Annotated in this window: 24 protein-coding genes and 1 pseudogene; 4 read left to right on the top strand and 21 right to left on the bottom strand. The window is 44.3% G+C overall.

Annotation, left to right across the window (positions count from 1 at the left end):
- Nucleotides 1-199: 199 nt before the first annotated feature.
- The gene (locus CP943_RS08170; protein WP_020451183.1) at nt 200-961 is read left to right on the top strand and encodes a CAP domain-containing protein; all 762 of its coding nucleotides are present in this window, start codon (nt 200-202) and stop codon (nt 959-961) included.
- Nucleotides 962-1,005: 44 nt separating this feature from the next.
- On the opposite strand, the gene CP943_RS08165 is transcribed toward CP943_RS08170, so the two are convergent.
- The 4 genes and pseudogenes from CP943_RS08165 to CP943_RS22985 form a co-directional block, all read right to left on the bottom strand.
- Nucleotides 1,006-1,878, bottom strand: a complete 873-nt coding sequence (locus CP943_RS08165; protein ID WP_023857293.1) for an NAD(P)-dependent oxidoreductase — start codon at nt 1,876-1,878, stop codon at nt 1,006-1,008.
- Nucleotides 1,879-1,891: 13 nt separating this feature from the next.
- The gene (locus CP943_RS08160) at nt 1,892-2,677 is read right to left on the bottom strand and encodes an SDR family oxidoreductase (protein ID WP_180806803.1); all 786 of its coding nucleotides are present in this window, start codon (nt 2,675-2,677) and stop codon (nt 1,892-1,894) included.
- A 101-nt stretch (nt 2,678-2,778) separates the two neighbouring features.
- Entirely contained in the window at nt 2,779-3,705 is a 927-nt protein-coding gene (locus CP943_RS22990) for a methyl-accepting chemotaxis protein (protein ID WP_373367297.1), read from the bottom strand.
- Between the two features lie 63 nt (nt 3,706-3,768).
- Nucleotides 3,769-4,647, bottom strand: a pseudogene (locus CP943_RS22985) (cache domain-containing protein); the annotation flags it as partial.
- Nucleotides 4,648-4,867: 220 nt separating this feature from the next.
- Here CP943_RS22985 and CP943_RS08150 point away from each other — a divergent pair.
- Entirely contained in the window at nt 4,868-5,560 is a 693-nt protein-coding gene (locus CP943_RS08150) for a GNAT family N-acetyltransferase (RefSeq protein ID WP_023857296.1), read from the top strand.
- 7 nt (nt 5,561-5,567) lie between these two features.
- On the opposite strand, the gene splB is transcribed toward CP943_RS08150, so the two are convergent.
- The 8 genes from splB to CP943_RS08110 form a co-directional block, all read right to left on the bottom strand.
- A complete protein-coding gene (splB, locus tag CP943_RS08145; protein WP_023857297.1) occupies nt 5,568-6,596 on the bottom strand; it encodes a spore photoproduct lyase in 1,029 nt (342 codons plus the stop codon).
- Nucleotides 6,597-6,669: 73 nt separating this feature from the next.
- The gene (locus CP943_RS08140; RefSeq protein ID WP_023857298.1) at nt 6,670-6,903 is read right to left on the bottom strand and encodes a transcriptional regulator SplA domain-containing protein; all 234 of its coding nucleotides are present in this window, start codon (nt 6,901-6,903) and stop codon (nt 6,670-6,672) included.
- 120 nt (nt 6,904-7,023) lie between these two features.
- Nucleotides 7,024-8,742 (bottom strand): phosphoenolpyruvate--protein phosphotransferase, encoded by a 1,719-nt coding sequence (gene ptsP / locus CP943_RS08135; protein WP_020451177.1) that lies wholly within the window; start codon nt 8,740-8,742, stop codon nt 7,024-7,026.
- Nucleotides 8,742-9,008, bottom strand: coding sequence for a phosphocarrier protein HPr (locus CP943_RS08130; protein ID WP_003181247.1), 267 nt, complete (start codon nt 9,006-9,008; stop codon nt 8,742-8,744). Before CP943_RS08130 ends, ptsP begins: the two co-directional genes overlap by 1 nt.
- A gap of 100 nt (nt 9,009-9,108) precedes the next feature.
- Nucleotides 9,109-11,205 (bottom strand): glucose-specific PTS transporter subunit IIBC, encoded by a 2,097-nt coding sequence (gene ptsG, locus CP943_RS08125; RefSeq protein ID WP_020451176.1) that lies wholly within the window; start codon nt 11,203-11,205, stop codon nt 9,109-9,111.
- Nucleotides 11,206-11,428: 223 nt separating this feature from the next.
- On the bottom strand, nt 11,429-12,274 hold the full coding sequence (glcT, locus tag CP943_RS08120; protein WP_003181243.1) for a glucose PTS transporter transcription antiterminator GlcT: 846 nt from the start codon (nt 12,272-12,274) through the stop codon (nt 11,429-11,431).
- A gap of 137 nt (nt 12,275-12,411) precedes the next feature.
- The gene (locus CP943_RS08115) at nt 12,412-13,383 is read right to left on the bottom strand and encodes a LacI family DNA-binding transcriptional regulator (RefSeq protein WP_020451175.1); all 972 of its coding nucleotides are present in this window, start codon (nt 13,381-13,383) and stop codon (nt 12,412-12,414) included.
- A 211-nt stretch (nt 13,384-13,594) separates the two neighbouring features.
- Complete coding sequence (locus tag CP943_RS08110) at nt 13,595-14,320, bottom strand: NPP1 family protein (protein WP_023857300.1); 726 nt, start codon at nt 14,318-14,320, stop codon at nt 13,595-13,597.
- A 473-nt stretch (nt 14,321-14,793) separates the two neighbouring features.
- On the opposite strand from CP943_RS08110, the gene CP943_RS22810 reads away from it, so the two are divergent.
- A complete protein-coding gene (locus CP943_RS22810) occupies nt 14,794-14,928 on the top strand; it encodes a hypothetical protein (RefSeq protein WP_003181237.1) in 135 nt (44 codons plus the stop codon).
- Nucleotides 14,929-14,998: 70 nt separating this feature from the next.
- On the opposite strand, the gene CP943_RS08105 is transcribed toward CP943_RS22810, so the two are convergent.
- The 6 genes from CP943_RS08105 to CP943_RS08080 all read right to left on the bottom strand — a co-directional run bounded on the left by CP943_RS08105 (nt 14,999) and on the right by CP943_RS08080 (nt 21,593).
- Nucleotides 14,999-16,093 carry a M24 family metallopeptidase gene (locus CP943_RS08105; RefSeq protein WP_023857301.1) on the bottom strand — a complete coding sequence of 365 codons (1,095 nt, stop codon included), beginning with the start codon at nt 16,091-16,093 and terminating at the stop codon, nt 14,999-15,001.
- Nucleotides 16,094-16,297: 204 nt separating this feature from the next.
- Nucleotides 16,298-18,205: a heavy metal translocating P-type ATPase gene (locus CP943_RS08100; RefSeq protein WP_105980913.1), complete on the bottom strand. Its 1,908-nt coding sequence runs from the start codon at nt 18,203-18,205 to the stop codon at nt 16,298-16,300.
- A 256-nt stretch (nt 18,206-18,461) separates the two neighbouring features.
- Nucleotides 18,462-18,953, bottom strand: coding sequence for an endospore biogenesis thiol-disulfide oxidoreductase StoA (gene stoA / locus CP943_RS08095; protein ID WP_023857302.1), 492 nt, complete (start codon nt 18,951-18,953; stop codon nt 18,462-18,464).
- A 63-nt stretch (nt 18,954-19,016) separates the two neighbouring features.
- On the bottom strand, nt 19,017-20,357 hold the full coding sequence (locus CP943_RS08090; protein ID WP_023857303.1) for a polysaccharide biosynthesis protein: 1,341 nt from the start codon (nt 20,355-20,357) through the stop codon (nt 19,017-19,019).
- A 179-nt stretch (nt 20,358-20,536) separates the two neighbouring features.
- Nucleotides 20,537-21,145 carry a cell wall hydrolase gene (locus tag CP943_RS08085; protein ID WP_020451169.1) on the bottom strand — a complete coding sequence of 203 codons (609 nt, stop codon included), beginning with the start codon at nt 21,143-21,145 and terminating at the stop codon, nt 20,537-20,539.
- 229 nt (nt 21,146-21,374) lie between these two features.
- Complete coding sequence (locus CP943_RS08080) at nt 21,375-21,593, bottom strand: hypothetical protein (RefSeq protein WP_371268714.1); 219 nt, start codon at nt 21,591-21,593, stop codon at nt 21,375-21,377.
- A gap of 142 nt (nt 21,594-21,735) precedes the next feature.
- Between CP943_RS08080 and CP943_RS08075 the strand changes: the two genes are divergently transcribed.
- Nucleotides 21,736-21,924 (top strand): YkvS family protein, encoded by a 189-nt coding sequence (locus CP943_RS08075; RefSeq protein WP_003181225.1) that lies wholly within the window; start codon nt 21,736-21,738, stop codon nt 21,922-21,924.
- A gap of 321 nt (nt 21,925-22,245) precedes the next feature.
- Here CP943_RS08075 and CP943_RS08070 read toward each other — a convergent pair whose 3' ends face one another.
- The 3 genes from CP943_RS08070 to CP943_RS08060 all read right to left on the bottom strand — a co-directional run bounded on the left by CP943_RS08070 (nt 22,246) and on the right by CP943_RS08060 (nt 24,699).
- Nucleotides 22,246-23,100: a DUF1672 family protein gene (locus tag CP943_RS08070; protein ID WP_020451167.1), complete on the bottom strand. Its 855-nt coding sequence runs from the start codon at nt 23,098-23,100 to the stop codon at nt 22,246-22,248.
- Between the two features lie 413 nt (nt 23,101-23,513).
- Nucleotides 23,514-23,828: a MafI2 family immunity protein gene (locus CP943_RS08065; protein WP_075213209.1), complete on the bottom strand. Its 315-nt coding sequence runs from the start codon at nt 23,826-23,828 to the stop codon at nt 23,514-23,516.
- 526 nt (nt 23,829-24,354) lie between these two features.
- Entirely contained in the window at nt 24,355-24,699 is a 345-nt protein-coding gene (locus CP943_RS08060) for a DUF1433 domain-containing protein (RefSeq protein WP_023857304.1), read from the bottom strand.
- Nucleotides 24,700-24,717: the final 18 nt, after the last annotated feature.

Genomic DNA, 24,717 nt, shown 5'->3' with positions numbered 1-24,717 from the left:
TTTACCACGTTTATGACAAGACGCGTAAAAGAGCGATCTGGTTGCATATTGGCAGCAAAGGGTTTTTCTTTTTTTATGTCAAAATTAACAATAATACCTTGTCAAAGGGAATATATGGATCTATTATTTCAAAAAAGCCGTGTTATGATTCTAGTGTACGAAACAACAACAACTACAACATTTAGGAGGATTACTGTTTATGAAAAAAGCTTTTCTTTTATCAGCAGCAGCTGCAGCAACGCTCTTCACATTCAGCGGCGTTCAACACGCTGACGCTAAAGAGCAGCAGCAAGTACAAGTCAAAACCGTTCATTCCATAAATGTAACTGATCTCGCAGGCAAACTGAATATCCAAAACATGAACCAGCTTTCTAAAGCTGACCAGGAAAAAATTCAGTCCCTGCTTCATTCTTATAAGAAACAAGCCACTCAACAGCCTAAAGCTTCTGCACCGAAGTCTTCTGCACCTAAAGCTTCAAAGCCTGAAAGCACGCAGACTCAAAAACAGGAAGCTTCAAAGCCTGCGGCTTCAAAAGAGCAGACTTCACAGCAAAAGCAAAATACAGCGCCTTCATCTTCTTCTGTAAGCGCGTATGAAAAAGAAGTTGTTGAGCTGACGAATGCGGAAAGAAAGAAACAAGGGCTAAAACCTCTTACTTTGGATGAAAAACTGAGCAAGGTTGCCCGCACGAAATCTCAAGATATGAAAGATAACAATTACTTTGATCACAACAGCCCGACTTACGGTTCTCCATTTGACATGATGAAGAAATTCGGCATCACATACCGCACTGCCGGAGAAAACATCGCGAAAGGCCAAAAAACGCCTCAGGAAGTTGTCAAAGCTTGGATGAACAGTGAAGGTCACAGAAAAAACATTATGAACCCTAACTTCACGCATATCGGTGTTGGATATGTGAAAGACGGCAACTACTGGACTCAGCAGTTCATCGGAAAATAAGAACCAGCAAAAAACCACTTGCATTGAGCAAGTGGTTTTTTTCGTTATTTATATTCTGTCCAAAGCTTGTACACACTTTGGGTGCCGCTGTTTTCTTCGCCTTTTTCCACAAGGGTGTCGTAAAGGCTTTTCGCAAGCTCGAGCCCCGGCATTTTCTCGCCCATCAACTCCGCTTCTTCTAGCGCGATGCCCATGTCTTTAACAAAGTGTTTGACGTAAAAGCCCGGTTCAAAGTCGCCTTTCAGCATTCTAGGCGCGAGATTTGAGAGGGACCAGCTTCCCGCAGCGCCGGTCGTAATGCTTTTTAACACATTGTCGGGATCGAGTCCGGATTTTTTGGCGTAGGCCATCGCTTCTGCGACACCGATCATACCTGCAGCAATCGCAATCTGGTTGCACATTTTCGTATGCTGCCCGCTTCCGGCCGGCCCCTGATATTGGATATTTTCACCCATGATCGAAAAGATCGGGTAGCATTCATCAAAGGCTTTCCGTTCTCCTCCGACCATAATGGCGAGCGTGCCGTTTCTCGCGCCGACGTCCCCGCCTGAAACCGGAGCATCTAAAGCGTAAAGTCCTCTCTCTTTTGCAGCATCCTCGATTTGTTTGGCGAGAGAAGGCTTGGAAGTCGTCATATCGATGAGGTAAGAACCTGTTTTGGCATTTTCAATAATGCCTTCGCTTCCAAAGTAAACTTCTTCAACGTCTTTTGGGTAGCCGACCATTGTGATGATCACATCAGACGACTGCGCCAGTGCTTTGACGGATGATTTCCATTCCGCCCCTTTTTCCACGAGGCTGTCCGCTTTCTGTTTTGTTCTCGTATAGGCGCTGACGGGATAGCCTGCAGCTAAAATATGCGAAGCCATGCTGTTTCCCATTACTCCGAGTCCGATAAATCCGATCGTTTTTTTCATGATGTCATCCCCCTTAAATTGCTTTTACCATTCCGCCGTCTATCAGCAGAGTCTGTCCAGTCATATATGTATTGCATTCTGATAAAAGAAAGCTTGCATATTGTGCAAAGTCGTCAGGTTTTCCGTAGGAGCCGAGCGGAATCTCTTTCTCATAGCTTTCCTTCACCTGCTGCTCGGAAAGGCCTGTTTTCTCGGCTTTGAGCCGGTCAAGCTCTGCCACGCGATCTGTCGCGATTCTCCCAGGGGCGAGCGTGTTGATCAAAATGCGGTGTTCGGCCAACTCTTCCGCAATGGATTTTGTCAGACCGACGATTCCCATTCGAAACGTGTTGGAAAGCAGCAACCCCGAAATCGGTTGCTTGACTGATGAAGAAGCGATATTAACAATGCGGCCTCCATCCTTTTTTAGATATGGAAAAGCTTCGCGGATTAAACGGACATAGCTGAGCAGATGCAATTCAAATGAAGAAGTCCAGTCAGCGTCTGTCAGATCGAGCAGGCTGCCGCCTTTCGGTCCTCCGACATTGTTGACGAGCATATCGATCGTTCCAAATGTGTCAGCGGTCTTTTGAACGAGCGCTTTGATCCCGTCAGCATCTGCAAGATCGCATACTTGATATGAGATGGATCCGCCGCCGAGTCCATTCAGCTCTTCCGCAGCTTTTTTCAAGTCCGCTTCGTGTCTCCCGGACAACATGACATTTGCCCCTTCTTTCGCAAGGGCTTTTGCAATCGCATTGCCTAGTCCTTTGCTGCTTGCTGCCACAAGCGCCGTTTTGCCATTCATCTTTAAGTCCACAATCATCACTCCCTTCATATTTATAGTGTAACATGTATATTCTGAAAATTGGGATTGTGAGCGTTGAAAAAGTCCCTCTTTCAAAAAGAGGGACTTCTTTATTACACGTTAAACTTATTGATCGCATTTAATAATTCTTGATTGGCCTCACTCAGCGCTTCAGCCGATTTGGCGATGCTTTCCAGCGCTGTCAGCTGCTCGTTTGTCGAAGCGCTGACCTCTTCCGCAGCCGCTGCTGACTGCTGGGAAATAGCTGAAATGCTTTGGATCGAATCAGACATTTTTTGCTGTTCTCCGCTCATACCAGAGATTTCAGAGTAAATGTGGTCAATTGAGTTGACGAGCGCCTGCATTTCTGCAGTAATTTTGCTGAGCGCTTCTCCTGTCTCATGAATCATTCCATTTTGCTCTTCATTCATCTTGCTTGCTTCCGTCATCGCTGATACGGCTTCTTTCGTTTCCAGCTGAATCTGCTTGACCGTTTCACTGATATGCTGTGAAGAGACCGCCGATTGTTCGGCAAGCTTTCTCACCTCATCTGCAACTACCGCAAAACCGCGTCCGCTTTCGCCGGCACGGGCTGCTTCAATGCTGGCGTTCAGAGCAAGCAGGTTTGTTTGATCAGAGATCGCCGAGATGGCTGTAACAACCTCTTCAATGTTTTTCGTTTTTTCTTCAAGCTGCAAAAGCATATGTTCCACTTTCTTCGTCTCCGAGTTGGCTTCATTTGATTTTGCAAGCAGCTGCCCGAGGGCATCGATTCCTGTATAGCTTGCATCTTCTGATGTTCTCGAAAGCTTCTTGATGCTGTCGGCATGATGTTCAATTTCTTTAATTTTGACAGATAGCCGTTCGGATTGTTCATTTACATTTTCGATCTCTGCCGCTTGTTCTGTCGCACCTGTCGCCACTTCTTCGATTGCTTTGGCAATCTCATCGCTCGCAGAAACCGTTTCTTTTGAAACAGCGCTTAATTGATCGGTCGTTTTCGATACTTTTCCGGACGAGGTTCCGACTTGCACAATCATTTCTTTCATGTTTTCGACCATCTTGTTGAAGTCTTTTGTTAATATACCGATTTCGTCTTTTGAGGCAGCTGCTGTCTGGACCGTCAAATCACCGCCCGCGACAGCCTTTGTTTTGGCAATCAGCTGCTTAATCGGGCCTGTGATCGTTTTGGCAAGGAAATAGCTTAAAATGATCGCCGCTGCCAAAGCAATGATTGAAACGATCATGACCATTTTGTTCATTTCCTGTGCGACCCACATCAGCTTCGCCGTGTCGAATTGCGTACCGACTTTCCAGCCCGTACCACCGACGGTCTGATAAGCGATCACAGTATCTTTGCCTACTTTGATTCCGTCTTTGGATGACGGGATGTCCCGATATGTTTTGTCTTTCGATATATCGTCACCTTGTTTTGACGGGTGGGCAAGCATTGTCCCGTTTTGGTCCAAAATAAATGCGTAGCCGTCATATGGCATCTTTTGATTTTCGATAATTTTGTTTAATGAATTCAATGAAATATCTAAGCTGATGACGCCTAATACTTTATTGTCGACAACGACTGCTTTAGCCGCTGCGACCATCATCTCTCCAGACACGACATCTTGATACGGCTCTGTCCAGATCACTTGATCAGACGTTTTGGCAGCCGATGTGTACCAGGGCCGGGTCGTCGGGTCAAAATCTTTATCAAATTCGGCTTTCGGGTATATCCATATATCTTTTTTTGAAGTCGCTATATACGCATTGGTGACAAATTCGTTTTTATCCTTGATTTGCTTTAATTCGTCGTTGATCAGTCTGCCCAATAATTTATTTTGATCATCTTCTAAAAATGACTGCGCCATTCGACTGTCGCTCATACGATTTAAAGCGATTTCATAGTTTTCTAATTGAAGCTCGATATTACCTTTGATCGAGTTAAGCAGACTTGAAGTCGATTCTTTTGCTTGATCTTCAAGCATCGATTTCAACAAATGTGTTGTGGAAAACTGTAGGACGATAACCGTCAAAATCAGCAGGATGGCAACAAATCCGGCAATTTTGACATGCAGTTTTTTAAACAAATGAAACCCTCCTTTACATGCACCTTCATATTCTTTTTATCGGCCAAAATTTCGCAAAATTAAGATAGCCTGCTAAAATAACGGTATAATAAGGAAATATCAAAAGGAGTGATGGGCGATCTATAAACAGTTTTACGTCGATAACGGCATTTCTTATCAGCAGGTGGACATCCGCAATTACAACAACAAAGATATTCCCGATTTGATTGCACTCCAAAGAGAATGCTTTCCGCCTCCGTTTCCGGAAGACCTTTTGTGGAATGAAAAGCAGCTCCATTCCCATATTGAACGATTTCCCGATGGTGCACTTTGCGCGGTTTCCGAAGGCCGAATCATCGGTTCGATGACGGCGCTCATGACTGATTTTGATCCGCATCATCCTCACCACAGCTGGGACGAAGTGACAGACAACGGGTATATCGGCACACATCAAAACGATGGAAACTCCCTTTATGTCGTCGATATTTCCGTGTCCCCTCACTATCGAAAACTCGGCATCGGAAAGCGGCTGATGCAGTCCATGTATGAACTGACGGTTTTTAAAGGGCTCAAGCGGCTCATTGGCGGCGGACGGATTCCCCATTATCACAAGTCGGCTGAAGAAATGACGCCCGAACAGTATGTTCAAGCTGTATTGGACGGGGAAAAGCGCGATCCCGTGCTCTCATTCCTGCTCCAGTGCGGACGATCGCCGGTTTGCGTGATTCCCGGCTACATTGAAGATGAGGAATCGCTTCATTATGCGGTCTTAATGGAGTGGAAAAACCCTTTTTTAACATCTCAAAACAAAAAACAGAGCTTTTCCGGCTAAAGCTCTGTTATGTGAAATACTCGATTTTTGCTTCGGGAAAATAGTTATCAATATACGTTTCAAGGGCGCTGCGAAGCTCTGCTTCTTCATCCTTCTGGTATATATATTTGCCAATCCCGTATCTGCCCCATTTATAGCGCCGTTTTTCTTCATCCAGTTCGAGCTTTGTCTTTGGATAGTTTTTTTCAATGACTCTTTTTGCCGGCTTCGTGAATCTGTGCTGGATCATTTCAAAGGTAATGTCGCGCCTTGCATGCTGCGGCAGCGCACGATCGAGCTTTTCGAGCAGCACTCTGTAGCCTTCCTGCCAGCCGTCATGAATATAAATCGGAGCGATGATAAAACCAAGCGGATAGCCTGCTTCCGCTACTTTCACGGCGGCTTCGATCCGTTTATCCAAAGGGGATGTGCCGGGTTCAAAACTTTTGATGACATAATCGGCATTTACGCTGAAGCGGAAACGCGTTTTTCCGTTGTGCTTGGCATCAAGCAAATGGTCGACATGATGGAATTTTGTCACGAAACGCAATTTACCGTGGTCGGATTGACCGAAATGCTCAATTGCACGCTTTAATGTGTGTGTCAAATGGTCAATCCCGACAATATCAGATGTGCAAGAAGCTTCAAACCGCGTATCCTCGGGAGCGCGTTCTTTCATATACTGGTCCGCCTGATCAAGTATTTCCTCCACATTGACGTACGTTCTGATATACGGCTTGCTGCCCATTGTCGTCTGCAGATAGCAGTAATGGCAGTGACCCATACACCCTGTTGCAAACGGAATCGCGTATTCTGCGGACGGTTTTGATGAATCGAATTTCAATGTTTTTCTGACGCCGATGACCAAAGTGGATTTCGCATTTCTGTATTTTTGCAGGTGGCCTTCCCCCGGGATATTCCTCACCTGATTGTGTGAAGTCGTTTCCCTGATCTCAAGCCCCATGTTTGAAAATTTATCCCTCAGCTCTTTTCCCAGCGGGTATTCCAGCGCTCTCGGTTCAATATAGACGAGCTGGGGAACAAACGGTTTTACCATTGGAAACAGACACATCCTTTGCTTATTTCCGTTACTTTTTGCATTTAGAGGATGTGATATACCGGTAATATTTTCATACCCCGTCAAATAACTCACGGTAAAGCCGTTCCGCCTCTTCATATGAAGAAAAAACTGCATCATCTTCGGCAAAGGCGTGATATGTATCATACATAAACAATGCCAGTTCACCTTCGTGAAGCGGGTGATCAACGACTTCAGCTTCCTTTATATGCGCGACATTGGCGGCATGCGGGTTCCGGTAAATGACATAGACCTCATCACCCGGTTTGAATGGCTGCCTGGGCATATCAAAATCCCCCTTTCTAACTATTGGTCACATGTATTATTTCCGCCGCAGCCGAGATCATTCAGATCAACAAAAAAACCCGGACGGGCATTGGTTATGCCTGTCCGGATTTTCAATCGCTTATGCCATATTGAAGGTTTCTTTTACGAATTGTACAACCTCTTCTGTTGTGCTCATGGACAGAATTTGCTCTTTGAACGATTCCGTCTCTTTTTTAGAAAGCTTGCTGATTTGCGTTCTTGCCGGCAGGATTGACGTCGCGCTCATTGAGAACTCGTCCAGTCCAAGACCGAGCAGGATTGGGATCGCAATTTCATCTCCCGCCATTTCGCCGCACATGCCGACCCATTTTCCTTCTTTATGGGCCGCTTCAATGACAAGCGTGATCAGGCGGAGAATCGCAGGATTGTACGGCTGGTAAAGGTAAGATACCCGCTCATTCATCCGGTCAGCAGCCATCGTATATTGAATCAGGTCATTCGTTCCGATGCTGAAGAAATCGACTTCTTTAGCGAATTGATCAGCGATCACAGCTGTTGAAGGGATTTCAACCATCATACCGACTTCAATGTCTTCGGAAACTTGTTGACCTTCAGCTTTCAGCTTTTCTTTTTCTTCTAAAAGAATTGCTTTCGCTTCTTTAAATTCGTTTACAGTCGCGATCATAGGGAACATAATTTTTAAGTTTCCATATGTACTTGCCCGAAGCAGCGCACGAAGCTGCGTTCTGAAAATCTCTTGCTCATCAAGGCAAAGACGGATCGCTCTGTATCCCAAGAAAGGGTTCATTTCTTTTGGCAGTTCTAAATATGGAAGCTCTTTGTCTCCGCCGATATCAAGAGTACGAACGACAACTGATTTGCCTTCCATACGCTCAAGAACGGTTTTATAGGCATCAAATTGCTCCTCTTCAGTCGGAAGCTGGTCTCTGCCCATGTAAAGGAATTCAGTCCGGTAAAGGCCGACTGCTTCTCCTCCATTTTCCAGAACGCCTTTTACATCATCAGGTGTACCGATATTAGCGGCAAGTTCCACATGATGTCCGTCATTCGTTACAGTCGGTTCATTGACAAGCTTCGCCCATTCGGCTTTTTGCGCCAGGAAGGCTTGATGCTTTTCTTCGTATTCGCTGATTGTTTCCTGGGCAGGATCAACGATGACATCGCCATTGATACCGTCAACGATCACTGTTACGCCGTTTTGAATGCCTTTTGTTGCCGCTTTTGTGCCGACAACGGCCGGAATTTCAAGCGAGCGCGCCATGATGGCTGAGTGGGACGTCCGTCCGCCGATATCTGTTGTAAACCCTTTAACAAAGTTGCGGTTTAGTTGCGCTGTATCAGACGGTGTCAAGTCTTCGGCTACGATGATGACCTCTTCGGAAATCAGACTCGGGTTCGGAATTTCAACGCCGAGAAGATGCCCTGTGACACGCTTGGTGACATCGCGGATGTCTGCGGCGCGTTCTTTCATATATTCGTTATCCATCGACTCGAACATTGTGACGAACATGTCGGCCGTTTCTTTTAAAGCGAATTCCGCGTTGACGGAGTCCGATTTGATTTTGTCTTTAATCGGGTTTAACAGTTCCGGATCGCTTAATACTAACAAATGTGCAGAAAAGATTTCCGCTTTATCTTCTCCAAGCTCTTTCAATGCATGGTTTTTAATGATTTCAAGCTCTTTTTTAGAACGCTCGATGGCGTCTTCAAAACGATTTACTTCCGCATCAGAATCAGAGATGTTTTTCTTTTCAACCGTTAGATCAGGCTCCTCAAGCCGATATGCTTTGGCGATCGCAATACCGGCTGAAGCGCCTATTCCTTTTAGTTCAAGCATTATTCGCCTAAACCTTCGCTTTTCATTGTTTCTTCAAGTGCGGAAAGAGCATCATTTTCATCAGCGCCGGAAGCAGAAATCGTAATTTCAGCACCTTTAGCAATACCTAGTGACATAACACCCATAATTGATTTAAGGTTGACGGTTTTTCCGTTATATTCCAAATTAATATCTGCATCATATTTGCTTGCTGTTTGTACAAGAACAGTCGCTGGACGAGCGTGGATTCCAGAATCTGCAGTTACTTTAAACGTTTTTTGTGCCATTTTTTATCAATCTCCTTTTAATTTAAAGCTTTTAGTACATTCACAATATTATATCATACAGCCGTACATGTCATCTGACAAGTACGGCCATTTTGTGAATTTATTTTTCAACGCGGACGATATCGTCCTGTGTCAGGCTGACATTGCCTTCTGCCTTTAAGCTCACGCTTTCGCCTTCTTGAAGGTTCGTGAACACGATCGGCGTCATCAGGGAAGGTACGCTGTCCTTCACTTTTTCAATGTCGACTTCAAGCAGTTTCTGGCCCGGCTCAACCCGGTCACCTTCAGAAACAAATGCAGTGAAGCCTTCACCTTTCAGGCTGACCGTATCGATTCCAAAGTGGATCAGAATTTCTCTGCCGCCGTCAGACTGCAGACCGATCGCATGCTTTGTCGGGAACACGTTCAGCACTTTCCCTCTTACAGGTGACACAACTGTGCCTTCTGCAGGAAGAATCGCGAATCCGTCGCCCATCATTTTTCCGGAGAATACTTGATCCGGAACATCTGTAATCGGATGAAGCTCACCAGCAAGCGGTGAAACGAATACTTCTTCACCTGATTCATTTTGAAGAGGCTCGACCATGACTTCTTCGATTTGCTGCTCTACTTCCTCGGCAGCGTTTGGTGCTTTTTCAGGACGCGGCGTGCGGCCTGACATAATGTCTTGCATTTGCGATTTTAAATTGTCGGATCTTGGTCCGAAAATCGCTTGGATGTTATTGCCGACTTCCAGCACGCCGGATGCGCCGAGTTTTTTCAAGCGCTCTTTGTCAACTTTCTTCTGATCGTTGACTGTGACGCGAAGTCTTGTGATACAAGCGTCAAGGTGTTTGATGTTTTCTTGGTCACCCATCGCCTCTAGAATTTGATAAGGAAGATCTCCTGCTGCTTCTTTGCCTTCATCAGCGGATTCTGCAGCTGCATCTTCGCGTCCAGGCGTTTTCAAGTTGAACTTGCGGATGGCAAATCTGAATCCGAAGTAGTAGACGACAGCCAGGACTAAACCGACAGGAATGACAAGCCACCAAGCTGTACGGTTCGGCAGAATTCCGAACAGGAAGTAGTCGATCAAACCGCCGGAGAATGTCATCCCGATCTTAACATTTAAAATGTCCATCATCATGAATGACAGGCCGGCAAACACACAGTGAATCGCAAACAGAATCGGAGCGACGAACAAGAATGAGAATTCGATCGGCTCAGTGATCCCTGTTAAGAATGATGTCAATGCTGCTGAACCCATAATACCGGCAACAAGCTTTTTGTTCTGCGGTTTTGCCTCATGATAAATAGCGAGCGCTGCCGCAGGAAGACCGAACATCATGAACGGATACTTACCGGTCATAAATGTACCCGCTGTCAAATCGACGCCGTCTTTGATTTGCGCCATGAAAATTCTTTGGTCACCGCGGACAATTTCTCCCGCCTGATTCGTATAGCTGAAGAACTCGTACCAGAACGGCGAGTAGAAAATATGGTGCAGACCGAACGGGATGAGGGCCCGCTCAATCATTCCGAAAATGAGAGCTGCGACCGCTTCATTTGCTGCAAGCAAGTTTGTCGAAAAGCTGTTCAGCGCGCCTTGGATCGGCGGCCAGATAAACAGCATGACGAGTCCCAGCAGCAATGCACAAATCGATGTAATGATCGGAACAAAGCGCTTTCCGGCAAAGAATCCTAAATACTGCGGAAGCTCGATTGTGTAGAATCGGTTGTACATGGCAGCGGCCAGGACACCGACAATAATACCCCCGAATACCCCCGTTGCCAATGTCGGTATGCCGAGCATTGTCGTGTATTCCGGATGGTTTTGAGTAAAGAACTGTGCTCTTTCAACTGCGTCGCTTGGAATCGAACCGTTTTGAAGAAGCACTGCACTCATCGTGACATTCATAACAAGATATCCGATAATAGCGGCGATTCCGGCAACACCGTCGCCGTTAGCCAAACCGATGGCAACCCCGACTGCGAAAAGGAGCGCCAAGTTGGTGAACACGACGTCACCTGAACTTTCCATCACTTTCGCAACAAGCTGAACGGTGCTGTTCGTTAAGAATGGTGCGACTTTTGTCATCTGCGGATTTTGCATGGCATTACCAAGCGCGAGCAGAATCCCTGCAGCCGGCAGGATCGCAACAGGAAGCATCAGCGCCCGTCCAATTTTTTGCAGAACGCCAAATAGCGATTTAAACATGTTTTAACCCCCTCTAAGGATAGTTTGACCTTACAGCAAAAATTCATGACAACTTCGTTCAAAAGACTGCTTTTTCATCCAAATAAACCGTTTACATTTCGCCTTTAGAACGACAAAAAAGGCATGGGTGAAAGCGGGTACACTAAGAAACAAAAGACAGCGTCTTCATTTCTTCCCTTTTTTCACTCATGCCTGATCGAATCAGTAACACGTTATAAAGGCGTTATGAAATTTTATTAGTTAAACGGTACAAATGCAATGTCAAATAAACGGCTTCTGCCTCATGAACCGGTTTCTTGAGCGCTTGCTGCAAGATCTTGATCATCTTCCAAGCAGTATTGTAACACAGCGGATATTCCGTTTTCAACAATAACATTAATTTTTCCGGCTCCTGAATCGGCTCGTCCCGTTTAATCCTGTCGATCGTAAAGCGCAAGTGCCTGATCAGCCGCAAATAGTTCACACTTTCCCTGTTGACCTGCATCTGGAACGAATCCTCGATGACCTGGACAAGCCTGGAGATCAGTTGGGAATGCTGATTGACTTCAGAAAGCGGGCGGTTCGTCATCGCACTGTGGATATGAAGTGCGATAAACCCGATTTCGCCTTCAGGCAGCTGAATGTCTGATTTTTCATTTATCATATCGACGGCTTCTTTGGCGACTTCGTATTCCTTCGGATAAAGCGATTCCGTCTCAAGCAAAAACGGATTCTTCATATCAAATCCCTTTTCTAAGCGCTTAACCGCAAATGCGATATGGTCCGTCAACGCGACATGAATGTGTTCGTTCAGCGGCTGGCCGATTTTTTGCGCGATATGGTAGATAACATCATTGGCGATATCAACCATTTTTTCATCGACATAAGTGAGGAGCTTCTTATACTGCGATTGTTCCTTATCATTTTCCAAGATAAACATTTTTTCATAGTTCTCATGTTCGATAAGATCTCCGCGCTTTTTGCCAAAACCGATTCCTTTGCCAATCAAGACAACTTCTCTGTAATCATCATGGAGAGCGATTAAAACGTTGTTGTTGAGTACCTTTTCAACGGTAAAGGATCTGTTCACGATCCTCAGCTCCTTTTTGTCATCAATCTCTCATATCGTACAAAACTCATGAAAGCGCGTCAATTTATTTTGACCTTTTTGATGAAAAATGTCGAAATTTGATCACTGTCTGGAAAATGATTGATGTTTTGATTACATTACACAGTCGCCCTTTTGATCAGCTTGTATGGAACGGTCTGTTTTTCCGGGCCGGCACCGCCGATTCTTTTTCGCAAAAGGCGAAACGCATGCTTCCCCATTTCCTTTATATTAATTTTGATCGTTGAAATGCCCAGCACTTCACTGATTGGCTGGTTGTCACAGCTTAAAATGGCGAGGCTTCCGGGAATATCCACCTGATGACGCTGCGCTTCAAGAAACATACCAGCTGTTACTTGGTCGTTGGCGATAAAAACAGCTGTCGGCTTCTCCTCCATCTCTCTCCATTCAGAGAACAGCTTTTGCCCGTCGGTTATCGTCAGCGACCGCTCGAATACCCATTCTTCCCGGTAAGGCTCCCCGATCGCGGCCAAAGCTTCCTTGTATGCCTCAAGGCGAAAATGGCTGTTCATGCCATTTTTCCTTGCCAAACCAATGGCGATTTTTGTGTGCCCCTTTTCAATCAAAAAATCCAGTCCTAACCGGAAAGCATCTTTGTGCGGAATGCTGACCGTTGAAAAATACCGTTCGCTTGAGTCCTGGCACAGAATGAACGGACCGGTCTCATGCCAGTCCAAAAGCGCTTCATCAGACATCGCTTTTGAACAGAAAATCAGGCCGTCCACCTGTCTTTGTTTCAGCTGCTCCAATGCAAAAATTTCTTTTTCCAATTGATAATTTGTTTGATAAAGCGAAAAGTGAACGCCTTCCTTTGCAGCTTCTTCAGCGATTCCTTCCAGCAGCTCGCCGAAATAAGGGAGGCCGATGGTCGGCAGCACAACACCTATCATATTTGAAAAGCCTTTGGATAAATGAACGGCATGCATATTCCTTGCATATTCGAGACGTTCAATCGTCTCAAGAACTTTTTGGCGTTTTTCTTCTTTGACATACGGATGGCCGTTGAGAACCCTTGAAACAGTCGTGATGGAAACCCCTGCGGTTTCAGCTATTTCCCTGATATTTGCCATTCGTTTCCCTTCTTTCTTTCAAATCTTTTCATACATGCCGGATCATTTCGCGTCATAAAGAAATTATATCGCTTGGAGACGTGGATTTTGATCGTTTTCGAAATTTTTTTCGGGGTTCTATAAATATGAAGAAAACAGTGAAGAAGATGTACGGAGAAAAAAACCGGCTGATATGAAAATATTTCACAATCAGCCGATACACGAAATATTTTTATCTAAACCATGCTTTTCCAAGGTTATTCATGAAATTGTGATCATTGAAAGGAACGTTTGCGCTTCCGAAATCCGTCGTGTTCAATGCGTTTCTTGCGGCGGGCGTCAAATCTTCCCATCCGATGAGAGGCTGGGTTCCGCCCTTTGCGCTGTCCACATATAAACTGTGGTTAATCGGTGCTTGAGGAGCATCATAGCGGATTTTCGGATGATCACCTTCCATGATCTTGTTGTTTGGAGCTGTTTTTTGAAATTTACCGTGCTGAGAATAAGCGATGGAAAACACTTTTGGATTTTGATTTGCCGGGTTATCGATCCATACGACGATTCCTTCCCAGTCATGTCGATGGCCGAATGCTTTAAAAGGCAGAGGTGAATCTTTAGGAAAATACCATGCGTACATAATCGCCCATACTCCATTGTACCATGCAGAGCGGGAGTACACTTGTCCCACGCTTTTGCTGCAGTGTCCTTCGGGCGCTCCGGTAGGCTCCAGGCCTCCGCTTGTATTGCCTTGTGCGTCAACTGCGGGAAAAGGCACGCAGCCGCTTGCGACCTTTAAATAAGGCTGAAAACGTTTGGCCGCTTTTTGAGAAACCGTCACAGGGGTTACTTCACTGAAGCCTTGCACTTTGTCATGATCAATCACTTTCGCGTCAGCTGCCGGTACGATACTGACAAAAGCAAATATCGACAAAAACAGTACATATCCTAATGTTTTCACTCTTTGCTAGCTTCCTTTCATAGATAATGGACTTCAAATCATTAGAGAAGTTTTTTAACGCTTATTTGTGTGGGGGTGAATCCGCAATCATTGCGGGGACTGAAATATCTGGATGAGAGATGAAATTGTCTGCGGCAGATTTAATTTGTCAGCGTTTGTCCCATTTAATCCCTCCCTTCTTTTGAGCTTAGTATACAAATTTTTCACATGAGAATAATGATGCAATCCGATTATCTTTTGATCAATCTAAATCCCCATAATAAAAACAAAAAGGCGCTGTAGATTCATTCATCAAACGATCATCAGAAGACTTTTTCAACGTCAATCATATTAAGCGGCTAGGCAAAATTCCTGAAAACCCTGACATCAGGGTTTTTTATTAATTTAGGGCTTGATATGGAAAGCGTTTCATAATTTAGAATGAAGGCAGCACCGGTGCTGAACACGTTTTCATTCCAGAAAGGGGAAGAAAAATGGGTATCTTCATTCTGATTCTATTATGTATCGTTATCGTACTGTCTTCAAAAGCAGCGATGAAACCGCTTAAAGAAAAACACGAGATCAAACCATTCCGTTCCTTTGACGATTTTTTCATTTCAAAGGATTGACGCGGGTAATAAGACAAACGATTCACGTCAGCATAAAAAAGAACCCGCGCGCGGGCGCGGGTTCCGTTTTTTATGAAATGACAGTCAGCTCTTTTGGATACTTTGTCAGCGCTTCTGCTCCATCGGCAGTGACAAGTACATCATCCTCGATGCGCACCCCTCCGATTTCCGGCACATAGATGCCGGGTTCAATCGTGTATACCATACCTTGTTTTAAAAGCTCATCATTGTTATGGCTCATGGACGGGTATTCATGAGGCGAAATCCCGAGCCCATGCCCGAGACGGTGAGGAAAGTAATCGCCATAGCCCGCTTTTTCGATGATACCGCGCGCTTTTAAATCAAGATCGCCGATTCTGACACCGGGCTTACTCATCTTAAGCGCCTCTGTTTCGGCCTGAAGCACCGTATCATATATTTCTTTTTGTTTTTCACTCACATTTTGATACACGAGCGTTCTTGTAATATCAGAGCAGTATCCGTCAATGATCACGCCTAAATCAAAGAGGACGAAATCGCCCGGCTTAAGCGTGCGGCTGCCCGGGTTTCCGTGCGGCTGTCCTGACTTTTCTCCGAAAAGGACCATTGTGGAAAACGACATCCCCTGGACTCCTTTTTTCTTCAGCTCATACTCGATTTTAGCGACGACATCGATTTCCGCTATCCCCTCTTTTAATGCGGCGGCTCCTGCTTCGACTCCGTAATCGGCAAGCTTGGCCGCTTCACGGAGGATGCTGATTTCTTTTTCGTCTTTGATGACGCGGATTTGGTTCAGCCTTTCTTCCGCAGAGACAAGCTCCGCACCGCTTGTGACCGCCTGCAGCATTTCGGCGCGCGACAGAGCAAGCGTTTCTTTTTCAACCGCCACTTTTGAACATTGGCTGTTTCGCTTTTGAAGCGCTGAAGATATGAGTTCCCAAGGGTTTTGATGATCCCCGTATCCGATGATCTCATACGCCCAGCCGGCTGCTCTCGCCTGACCGGCCTCCATTTGCGGACAAACAAAAAACGGCTCTTCATCTTGAAAAATAAAAACGCCCATCAGCCGTTCGTGCGGTTCTGTATAAAAGCCGGTAAGATAAAATACGTTTTCTTTTGAATGAATAAAAGCCGAAGATATGTTTTTTTCTTTCAGCCAGGAAGAGATTTGTTTAATTCTTTCCATGCTCCTTTTCACTCCTTGAGACAGTTTCCGTACCATACATTTAACATGTAAAAGCATCACATCCATTGTATCAGTTTTTCCCGTCTCTTGCTCACCGCTTATGTATTGTGGGGATGCCACCCGCTTCGATTATTGCCGCCTCTTCCTCAAACAGCCCTCTGATGTGAAAAAACGGCTGCCGTTAGCATGCAGCCGTTTCTTTATTTAGGATTTCAGCAGCCTGAGACCGTTTAAAATAACAAGCAGCGTGCTGCCTTCATGTCCGATGACACCGAGTGGCAGATCAAGAATTTGAAGAAAGTTGCTGCAGATTAAAAGACAGATCACACCAAGAGAGAAAATCACGTTTTGTTTAATGATCGTATTCATTTTCCGGGAGAGCCGAATCATTTTGGTCAGTCCTGTCAATTCGTTTTTCATTAAAACAACATCCGCTGTTTCCAGTGCGACATCTGTGCCTCCCCCCATTGCGATCCCCACATCAGCGGCGGCAAGGGCCGGTGCATCATTGATTCCGTCTCCCACCATAACGATTGTTCCGTATGTTTTTTTCAGCTTTTGCGCTTCCTCTACTTTTCTGTCAGGAAGGCATTCTGAAACGACGATTTTCAAGCCCGCTTCTCGTGCGATGGCCGCTGCGGTTTCAGGCTGGTCCCCGGTCAGCATTGCCGTCTGAACACCAAGCGCATTCAGCTCTTCGATCACCGCTTTAGCTTCCGGTCTGATTTGGTCTTTTAATGCAAAACACCCCGCGATTTTTTCGCCTTTTTTCACGAACACAATTGTTTTTCCCTGCTTGGCAAGCTCCTGAACAGCCGTCGTGAGAAATTGCCCGGCTGCCTCTTCCCCGACAAATCCGGCTTTGCCGATCAGCCATGTCTCTCCATTATATCGAGCCTGAACGCCAAACCCTGACGTCTCCTCGATCGACACATTTGCGGGAGGCTCGATACCTTTTGCTTCTGCATACTCGACAATCGCTTTGGCAAGCGGATGGCCTGACTGCTTCTCAATCGCAGCAGCAGCCTCCAAGCATTCGCGCTCCTCGATATCAGCAGCTAAAAGCATATCTTCCACGCCGGGCTTTCCGTTCGTAATCGTTCCCGTTTTATCCAATGCAACGATTTTGCTGTTGCCGAGTTTTTCAAGAAAAACACTGCCTTTGACAAGCAGGCCGTTTCTTGCGCCATTCGAGATTAAAGACAGCGCGGCAGGCATGATTGAAGCGACAAGGGCACACGGCGAAGCGACGACCATGAACACCATCGCTCTGTAAAATGTCTCGCTCCAGCTCCAGCCAAGCAGAAAATGTGGCAGAAAGAGCAGCAGTCCGACAGCAAGCAAAACCCCTTTAACATAAATATTTTCAAACCGCTCAATAAACGCCTGTGACGGCGAAACACTGTTTTGTGCAGACTCAACGAGCCGAATGATCTTTTTGAACAACGAATCTTCATTTGTCTTTGTGACACGGACGGTGAGCGATCCGCTCAAATTGACTGTACCCGCAAAAACCGCGTCTCCGAGGGTTTTTTCCGCGGGGATTGATTCACCCGTTAGTGCCGATTCGTCGATACTCGTTTTTCCCGATTCGATCTCCCCGTCTGCCGCAATGCGTTCCCCGGGTTTAATAAGAATGAGGTCGCCCGCTTGAAGATCGGCCGCCGCCACGGTTCTTGTTCTTTCTTCTTCGAGCAAAACGGCTTCCTCCGGCTCCAATTTCATCAGCGATGTCAAATCGCGTTTGCTTTTATTTAATGTATACGTTTCAAGCGCCCCGCTGAGAGAAAAGATAAAAATTAACACGGCCCCTTCAGCCCAGTAGCCGATCAGCGCTGACCCGACCGCCGCAAAAATCATCAGAAGTTCAACATTCAGCGTTTTTTCCGCCAGCGTTTCTTGTATACCTTCTTTCGCTTTGGCAAAGCCGCCGATACAAAAAGCTAAAATAAACAGAACAACGGACAATGTTTTATTGCCGGACAACAGCCAGCCTGCAAGAATCAACAAACCCGACAAAAGCGCAGCAATCAATTCCCCGTGCTGCCTCCAATTTTCAAAATGAAACGTGTGACGGTTCTGCTGCGATTGTTTCCCGATCTCTAATTGCATCTCCAATATCCTCCCTAATTGAGAATGTAATTCATCGTCAATTTCCTTCTTAAAAAACAAATTGCCGCCTCATCGGCAGCATAAACATGGAGTATTTTATTTATATAAAGGGTATGAGTGTTTCTTGTCCATTGAACACACCCTTTTCTATTTCTCATTATAGCACGGCTTTCTACGTTTTCAAATAATAATTATTATAATTTCTTCATGATATTAATTATCATTTAGGTTTCAAAAAAAAAGCTGAACCCCCGGCTCAGCTTTTCCCTGCCCATTCTTTCATTTGTTCCACAGTAATGGGTCCGACAACCGATTTCTCCAGCTCTCCTTTTTCGTTAAAGAAAAATGTTGTTGGAATCGTCATGACATTGTAGGCTTTCATCATTTCGCCCTTTTTGTCAAAAACGATCGGAAATGTCAGCTTGTTTGCTTTAATAAACTGTTTCACCTTCTGTTCGTTTTTTTCGGCATTCAGCAGATTCACGGTCACGAGCTTTACTCCGGATTGCTTGCTTTCATAGTAGGATTGGAATCGCGGAAGCTCTTCACGGCACGGCGGACACCAGGTCGTCCAAAAATGAACGATCGTCTTTTGGCCTTCGGCGGGAATGACGACGCGCTGCCCCTCCACCGTGTTCATCTGCATGACTGCCGGAGAAGCATGTTTTGCAGAGGCCTGCGGCTGAAATACGAAGGCTCCGAAAAAAAGCACCAGGATGAGCGGATAAATAAGACTGATTCTTCGCATATGAACTCCCCTTCTTTTTAGTATTAGCTTCCCCGCAAAAACCAAAACTATGAAGAGGGTCAATCAGCGGCTTTCAATTCTCGGAGATCGGGATTTGTTTGTCAAAAAAAGCGTGACGCCCAGCTCTTTGCAAATCGTCACATAATGCAGCGCCGTCAGCAAAATCATTCCGGTATTCATCGCTAGGATGATCCCCGTCATCTGCAATGTCTGCATGGATCCGAGAACATACATCATCAAAAACGACAAAACACTGGCCCATACATTATGATAAAAGGCATCTTTGGCCAACCCCATTCCGATTAAACAGGCCTGAAACGGCATGGCAAAAAAGTGAAATAAAAAATACGGCCACAGCATTTTCAGGTAAAACGACGCCTTAACCGAATCGAAAAATAAGTGGGTCAGCGGATCTGCAAAGTGATACATCACCATAACGGACGGTATGCCGTAAAACAGCGTGATGAAGATCGCCTGTTTAATCCGTTTGATCACTCTTTCGTATTGTCCGTAAGCGTAGCTTTCGGAAATGCTCGGGATCATGACGACCATCAGTGAATGGGCGATGAAAGCCGGAAAAAAGCCGATTGTCATCGCCACCCCCGAAAGCATGCCGAACTGGTCGATGGCCGATGTTCTCGATACGCCAGCGGCAAGCAGCGTCCCCTTCACCAAAAAAGGTTCAACTGCGTTTGTCACAGCGTGAAAAACGCGCAGCCCTGTCGTCGGGATCGAAACAGTGAGCAGGCGCTTTAAAACATCGTTTCTCCGCAGGTGGATCTGCTGCCCTTTTTGAGCGGCGCGCCTGACCAAAACAAACTGAGAAAACAGATAAACAAACACGACCACTTCACTTGCAACAAGGACAAACAACGAGATCAGAAGAGAAGTATCCAATTCAAAGGAATACCATTGAAAAAATAAAAACAAGCCGATGAGCTGAAAGATTTTTTTCAGGGCATTCGCCGTTGCGATTTTACCCATTTGCTGAACGCCCATGAAGTAGCCTCTCGCGATCGACGTAAAGGCAACCGTAGGGATCATCCCGATCACAAGCCCTCTGATCAGAGGGTGGTAAGAATCAAAAACCGGAATAAATGGAAGAATGATCACTGCAGCTGCCGTGGAAAAAACCGTGCAGACCGCAGTCATCCGCAATGCATGTTTCAGCATGCTTTCGTGCAGCTTCGGGGTGGACTCGGCGATAAACTTCGATATCGATACAGGCAGCTCAAGGCTCGCAATCACCACAACTAAAAAAATGGAAGGCAAAACACTCATGTAGAGCCCCATGCCATGCTCGCCAAGCTCCCGTGCAAGAATCATGTTGATGACGAATTCAAGACATTCTGCAAAAAAAGCAGCTAGCGAAAGAAGAACGATTCCTTTTACAAAACGGTTCATGAGGTCTCTCCTTGTCTCACGGGTTTATCCCATCATATGAGACAAGTCTAAAAATTATTTTCTTTTTCATTGAAAATTGATTTTCATAAAGTATCAAAAACAAATTTTTTCTAGGGGGGTGAAAAGTGAGAAAGAATTGCATATAAAAAGCAGTCAAGGCGGATGGCCCTGACTGCTTTTTAGATCGCAAAGACATGATTGCCGATGCGCTTCACGACTTTTCTTGTTTTAATCCAGTCATCAGAAGCGATGTCGGGATTATAGAAAAATAAAGCGTCTGTTTCTTTTTTATTTTGATCTACCGCTTCTTCCACAGCTTCAACTGATTCGCGGTCTGCTTTTTTCTCGATGCTGCCGTTTAGAACGGGCTCAAAAGCGTTTCTTTGATAGATCACGCTTTTTACGCTGTCAGGAAATCGGCCGTCTTCCACCCGGTTCAGGACGACATTGGCAACAGCCACTTTTCCTTCAAATGACTCGCCTTTCGCTTCGGCATGTACAAGCCTTGATAAAAGATCTTTTTCTTTATGTGAAAGATCCGTCGTCTCTTCATCAGCTTCTTCTTTTTCCTGCTCCTCTTCAGCCGGCAGATGCGCGGCTTCAATGAAGCTTTTTTCATCTGTTAATTGAAAAGCAGGATTTTCTTCCTGTTTAAGGCTTTCCATCAGCCGTTCCATTTCCTGTTTATCTTTTTTCGAGAACAACATGACAGCTTGAGCATGTTCGATTCTTGCTGCCGGCAGCATGCAGATTAAAAACGCAGCTAGCGCAGCAAATTTCGATTTCATTTCCTTCCTCCTTGTCAAATCTTCATCGAAAAAAACATATGTTTTACACTAACAAGACGAATCGCTGATTTCATTGCCAAAATGTTGGCATCCCTTCCATCAAACTGTCCGGTTGTCACATTATTGCAGACGGCCGGACGATTTCATGCAGAAAACACCAAAATCTCCAGAAACATATGGCTTCACACAAATAAAAAAAGCTTTCTCAGCCGGTCTGAGAAAGCCTTTTTCAGCTTCTTGCCTCTTTCATATATTGAAATATAATATCTCCGCCATGCTGGGCAATGCCGCGAAAATGCTTAAAATCTTCCTGCTTTGTTAAGATGGCTCTGAAAGAAAGAAAATCTTCTTTTTTTACGTGGAGTTCATGAATGCTCCCTGACCTTAATTGCTCGATCTGATCGATGGCATTTTGCTCTGTCACCTGTTCTCTCCCCTTTTCTCTCATCATCTTTAACTAATTAACTATAACATTAAGTCACACCGGGTACAACAATAGTGATGCCGCTTCCCAAATTGCTTTACTTCTCCAAGAAAATATTGCAAAATACTTTCAATAGGTTAATTTACTTTAAAGGAGAGGAAGTCACTTGAAAATTGCAAAAGTCGGGAACGTCATCGAATTTAAAAACGGACTCACCGGAATCGTAGAGAAAGTAAACGAAAACTCTGTGATCGTCGATGTTACGATTATGGAAAACTACAGAGACTTGGAACTGGACTCCTTAACCGTCGTCAATCATAAAAACTATAAAATTATTAAAGATTCCCTGCATTAATCAGCCGCCCTTTACAGCACATATTCACGATTTCCACGCAGCTTTATTTCCACAAGTTTTTCTGCAAAAGAAAAAACCGCCTGCCACCCGGGTCCGGCGGTTTTTTTCCTCTGTTCCCTGCATCGTCCCGAAGAAGTTTGCTATTTGAAGCATCGCGCCGCGCCGTAATCGATGCCGCTTTTTGATTGAACAGCTGAAAAAACCGGCGACCGTGCGGAATGAAATGAAATACCTGACCGCTTTCCGGCTCCCTAAAACATTATTTTAAAATAGATCTCCGTATCAGTACATTTTCAATTTCATGATCAGTTTAGGAAGACATTATCGTCCAAGCGTGCTTTTTCTTGGATTAAATCCTAAGTTTTTATCGATTCTATTGTCATTCAAGTAAATGCTGTAAGTCCCTGGTGCCAGCTCTTCCATGTCTTCAATATCCTGCACCACTTGATTATAAATGCGTTCACTTGGCCTTGTATGTGCTTTTTTCATATATAAATTTATATTGATATCACATGATTTTGGGGTGATTTCTTCATCTTCTAATTTTTCCTGCCAGTCTTGTTTGCTTCTTTTCGGGTTTTCTAAATATGCTGAATAAAGGTCATCCTTCCAATCAGCAGTTAAAGAAACAGCATAATAAGGCGTCTGATATCCCTTACCGCTTGTGTTATCAACGGCTGCCTGCGTTTTGCCTACAATCGGCTCTTCTTCTGTTAGCTTCTCTAAATAGTAATCTAGCGCGGCAAATTCGTCTTCAAAAGCCAATGCGTATATCGCGCTTGTAATCGAGTCTTTCACGTCCAACTCCGATGAACGGATCGCGTCAGTCTGCACCTCTTTCTTGTCCAAATCAATTTTAATTTTTGCGCTTGTGTAGAAATGCAATTTTCCGACCGATTCAGCATACACAGTAACAAATCCATGCCCTCCGACAATGTTATGGACTTTTACCTTTGTTCTATATTGATCCAAGAAATAATCTTTTACGGTTTTTTCAACCTCATCTCGATGCGCTTCTGCGATCTCAGCGGTTTCTTTCTGATAACCCCTGCTCTGAATATGAAAATCTTGTCCTGTGTAATCTTGGACGCTAATGTCAGACTCCTCTCTGTTCTGACATCCGCCTATAAATAAAAGTAAACCAATTCCAAGCGCTGCTGCTTTTTTATATTTCAAAACTGTATCCTCCAGTTCATACTGCAATAACCTTATACGTTTTTATTGAATCACGTTCCATGTTTGCTAATTATTAGGCACGCTTCATTATAAATCATTTGAAGTGTATTTTTGGTATTATGTATAAAAAATAAGACAATAGAACTAATAAAATTTGTGTCATTCTCTCTTTTTGAGTTCTTTAGTTCTAGGTAAAAGTTCTTTCCAAAAAGAATAGACATGCAATGATGCACGCCTAATCAACATGAATATCTTTTTATTATTGTGAACTTGTGCGTTTTTGAAAGTGGTTTCCCGATAACCAACTATGCATATTAAAGCTTTAATCCCTATAATCTTAAAATGAATTCACCTTTCGTTTATTACACTTCACACCAAACTCCGTAACAAATTATAATAAAGTGTTTTACAGCTTATCCTATTTCATCATGCTCGTTGTCTTCCCATCTTAAAAATGCCCAAAACTGTAATTTATCCATTTTTAAAGGAAACTTATGATTGATATACTCTTCTTCACAGTCCTTAATATGTGGAAAGTCAGCAAGTACCTCTGTACAAGCTACGCTCAGCATTTCTATTTCATCGTCTGTCGGTTCCCCGTTAAAATAGCCTTTCCAGTATAACGTTTCATTTTCTAACTTGACTGCGAGTCCCCTTAATTTGTATGGAATTGCCCCCAATAAAGCGTAATGGCAACTGATGATTAAATTATTCAATGCCGAATCCATATTTTCAATATTCACCTCAGTATAATAAGCTTTTTCTAAAGTATACCCTTCCTCACAAGATTGAGCTGAGCTAAATCGTTCCGGCTATTCATTGGAACGTTGTAGAAGTAAGGAAAAAGGTTCACTCATTTTAAAAGGGTTCTTTAATATCCGCAATCTTTTCTTTTATGGCGTACCCAAAACATCTATGACGGACTAATATCGACATCCTCATTAGGGAAATATCACGACAGGTTCATCAAAAATTAATATAGATTTCTCAGGGATCTGAGTTTAACGGGCACCGTTTATTTGGCTCCTCAGTCATTCGCTAACTTTCTCGTAAATCTCTTCGAAAATCTCTTTTTCCACCGGGTAAAGCTCACCCTTCATGCCTGTAACGATGTAATGCTTTACGGTAGGTTTAAAACAAATACTAGAAATGATATCACAACATTATTTATTATCAGGGGTAATAAAACTGATTAGTTAAACAAACGTGAGATAAAAATAGAAAAAAGCCCGCTCAATCGAGTCGGACCTTTTATTAATAATCGCAAATTTTATCTTTACATTCGGGCTTTCTTTCAGCATCGACTGTGAAGGACCCTACTTCGTCATTTGACTTATCATAAATACCCCATATTTTCTTTTGCTTATCACCATTTAGATACCCTTTAATATCAATTCCGCCCATTGGGTTCACTTCGTAGTCATCAGAATAATCAATTGACTTAATGTCCTCATAATTCGTTTTAATAAAGTCTGTCATTCTTTCCTTAGCCAAATTATAAAGCTCTTCTTTCTCTCTGTTATCATTTTGTTGCTTCATAAATATTCCTCCAAATGTTATAATGACCAGAGCAAGAAGGATAATTATGTATTTTTTCATAAAACCATCCTTTCCTCA

The sequence above is a fragment of the Bacillus paralicheniformis genome (assembly GCF_002993925.1).
Taxonomy (GTDB): Bacteria; Bacillota; Bacilli; order Bacillales; family Bacillaceae; genus Bacillus; species Bacillus paralicheniformis.
The sequence above is the reverse complement of the archived record's forward strand: the minus strand, read 5'-3'. Positions and strand labels throughout refer to the sequence as shown.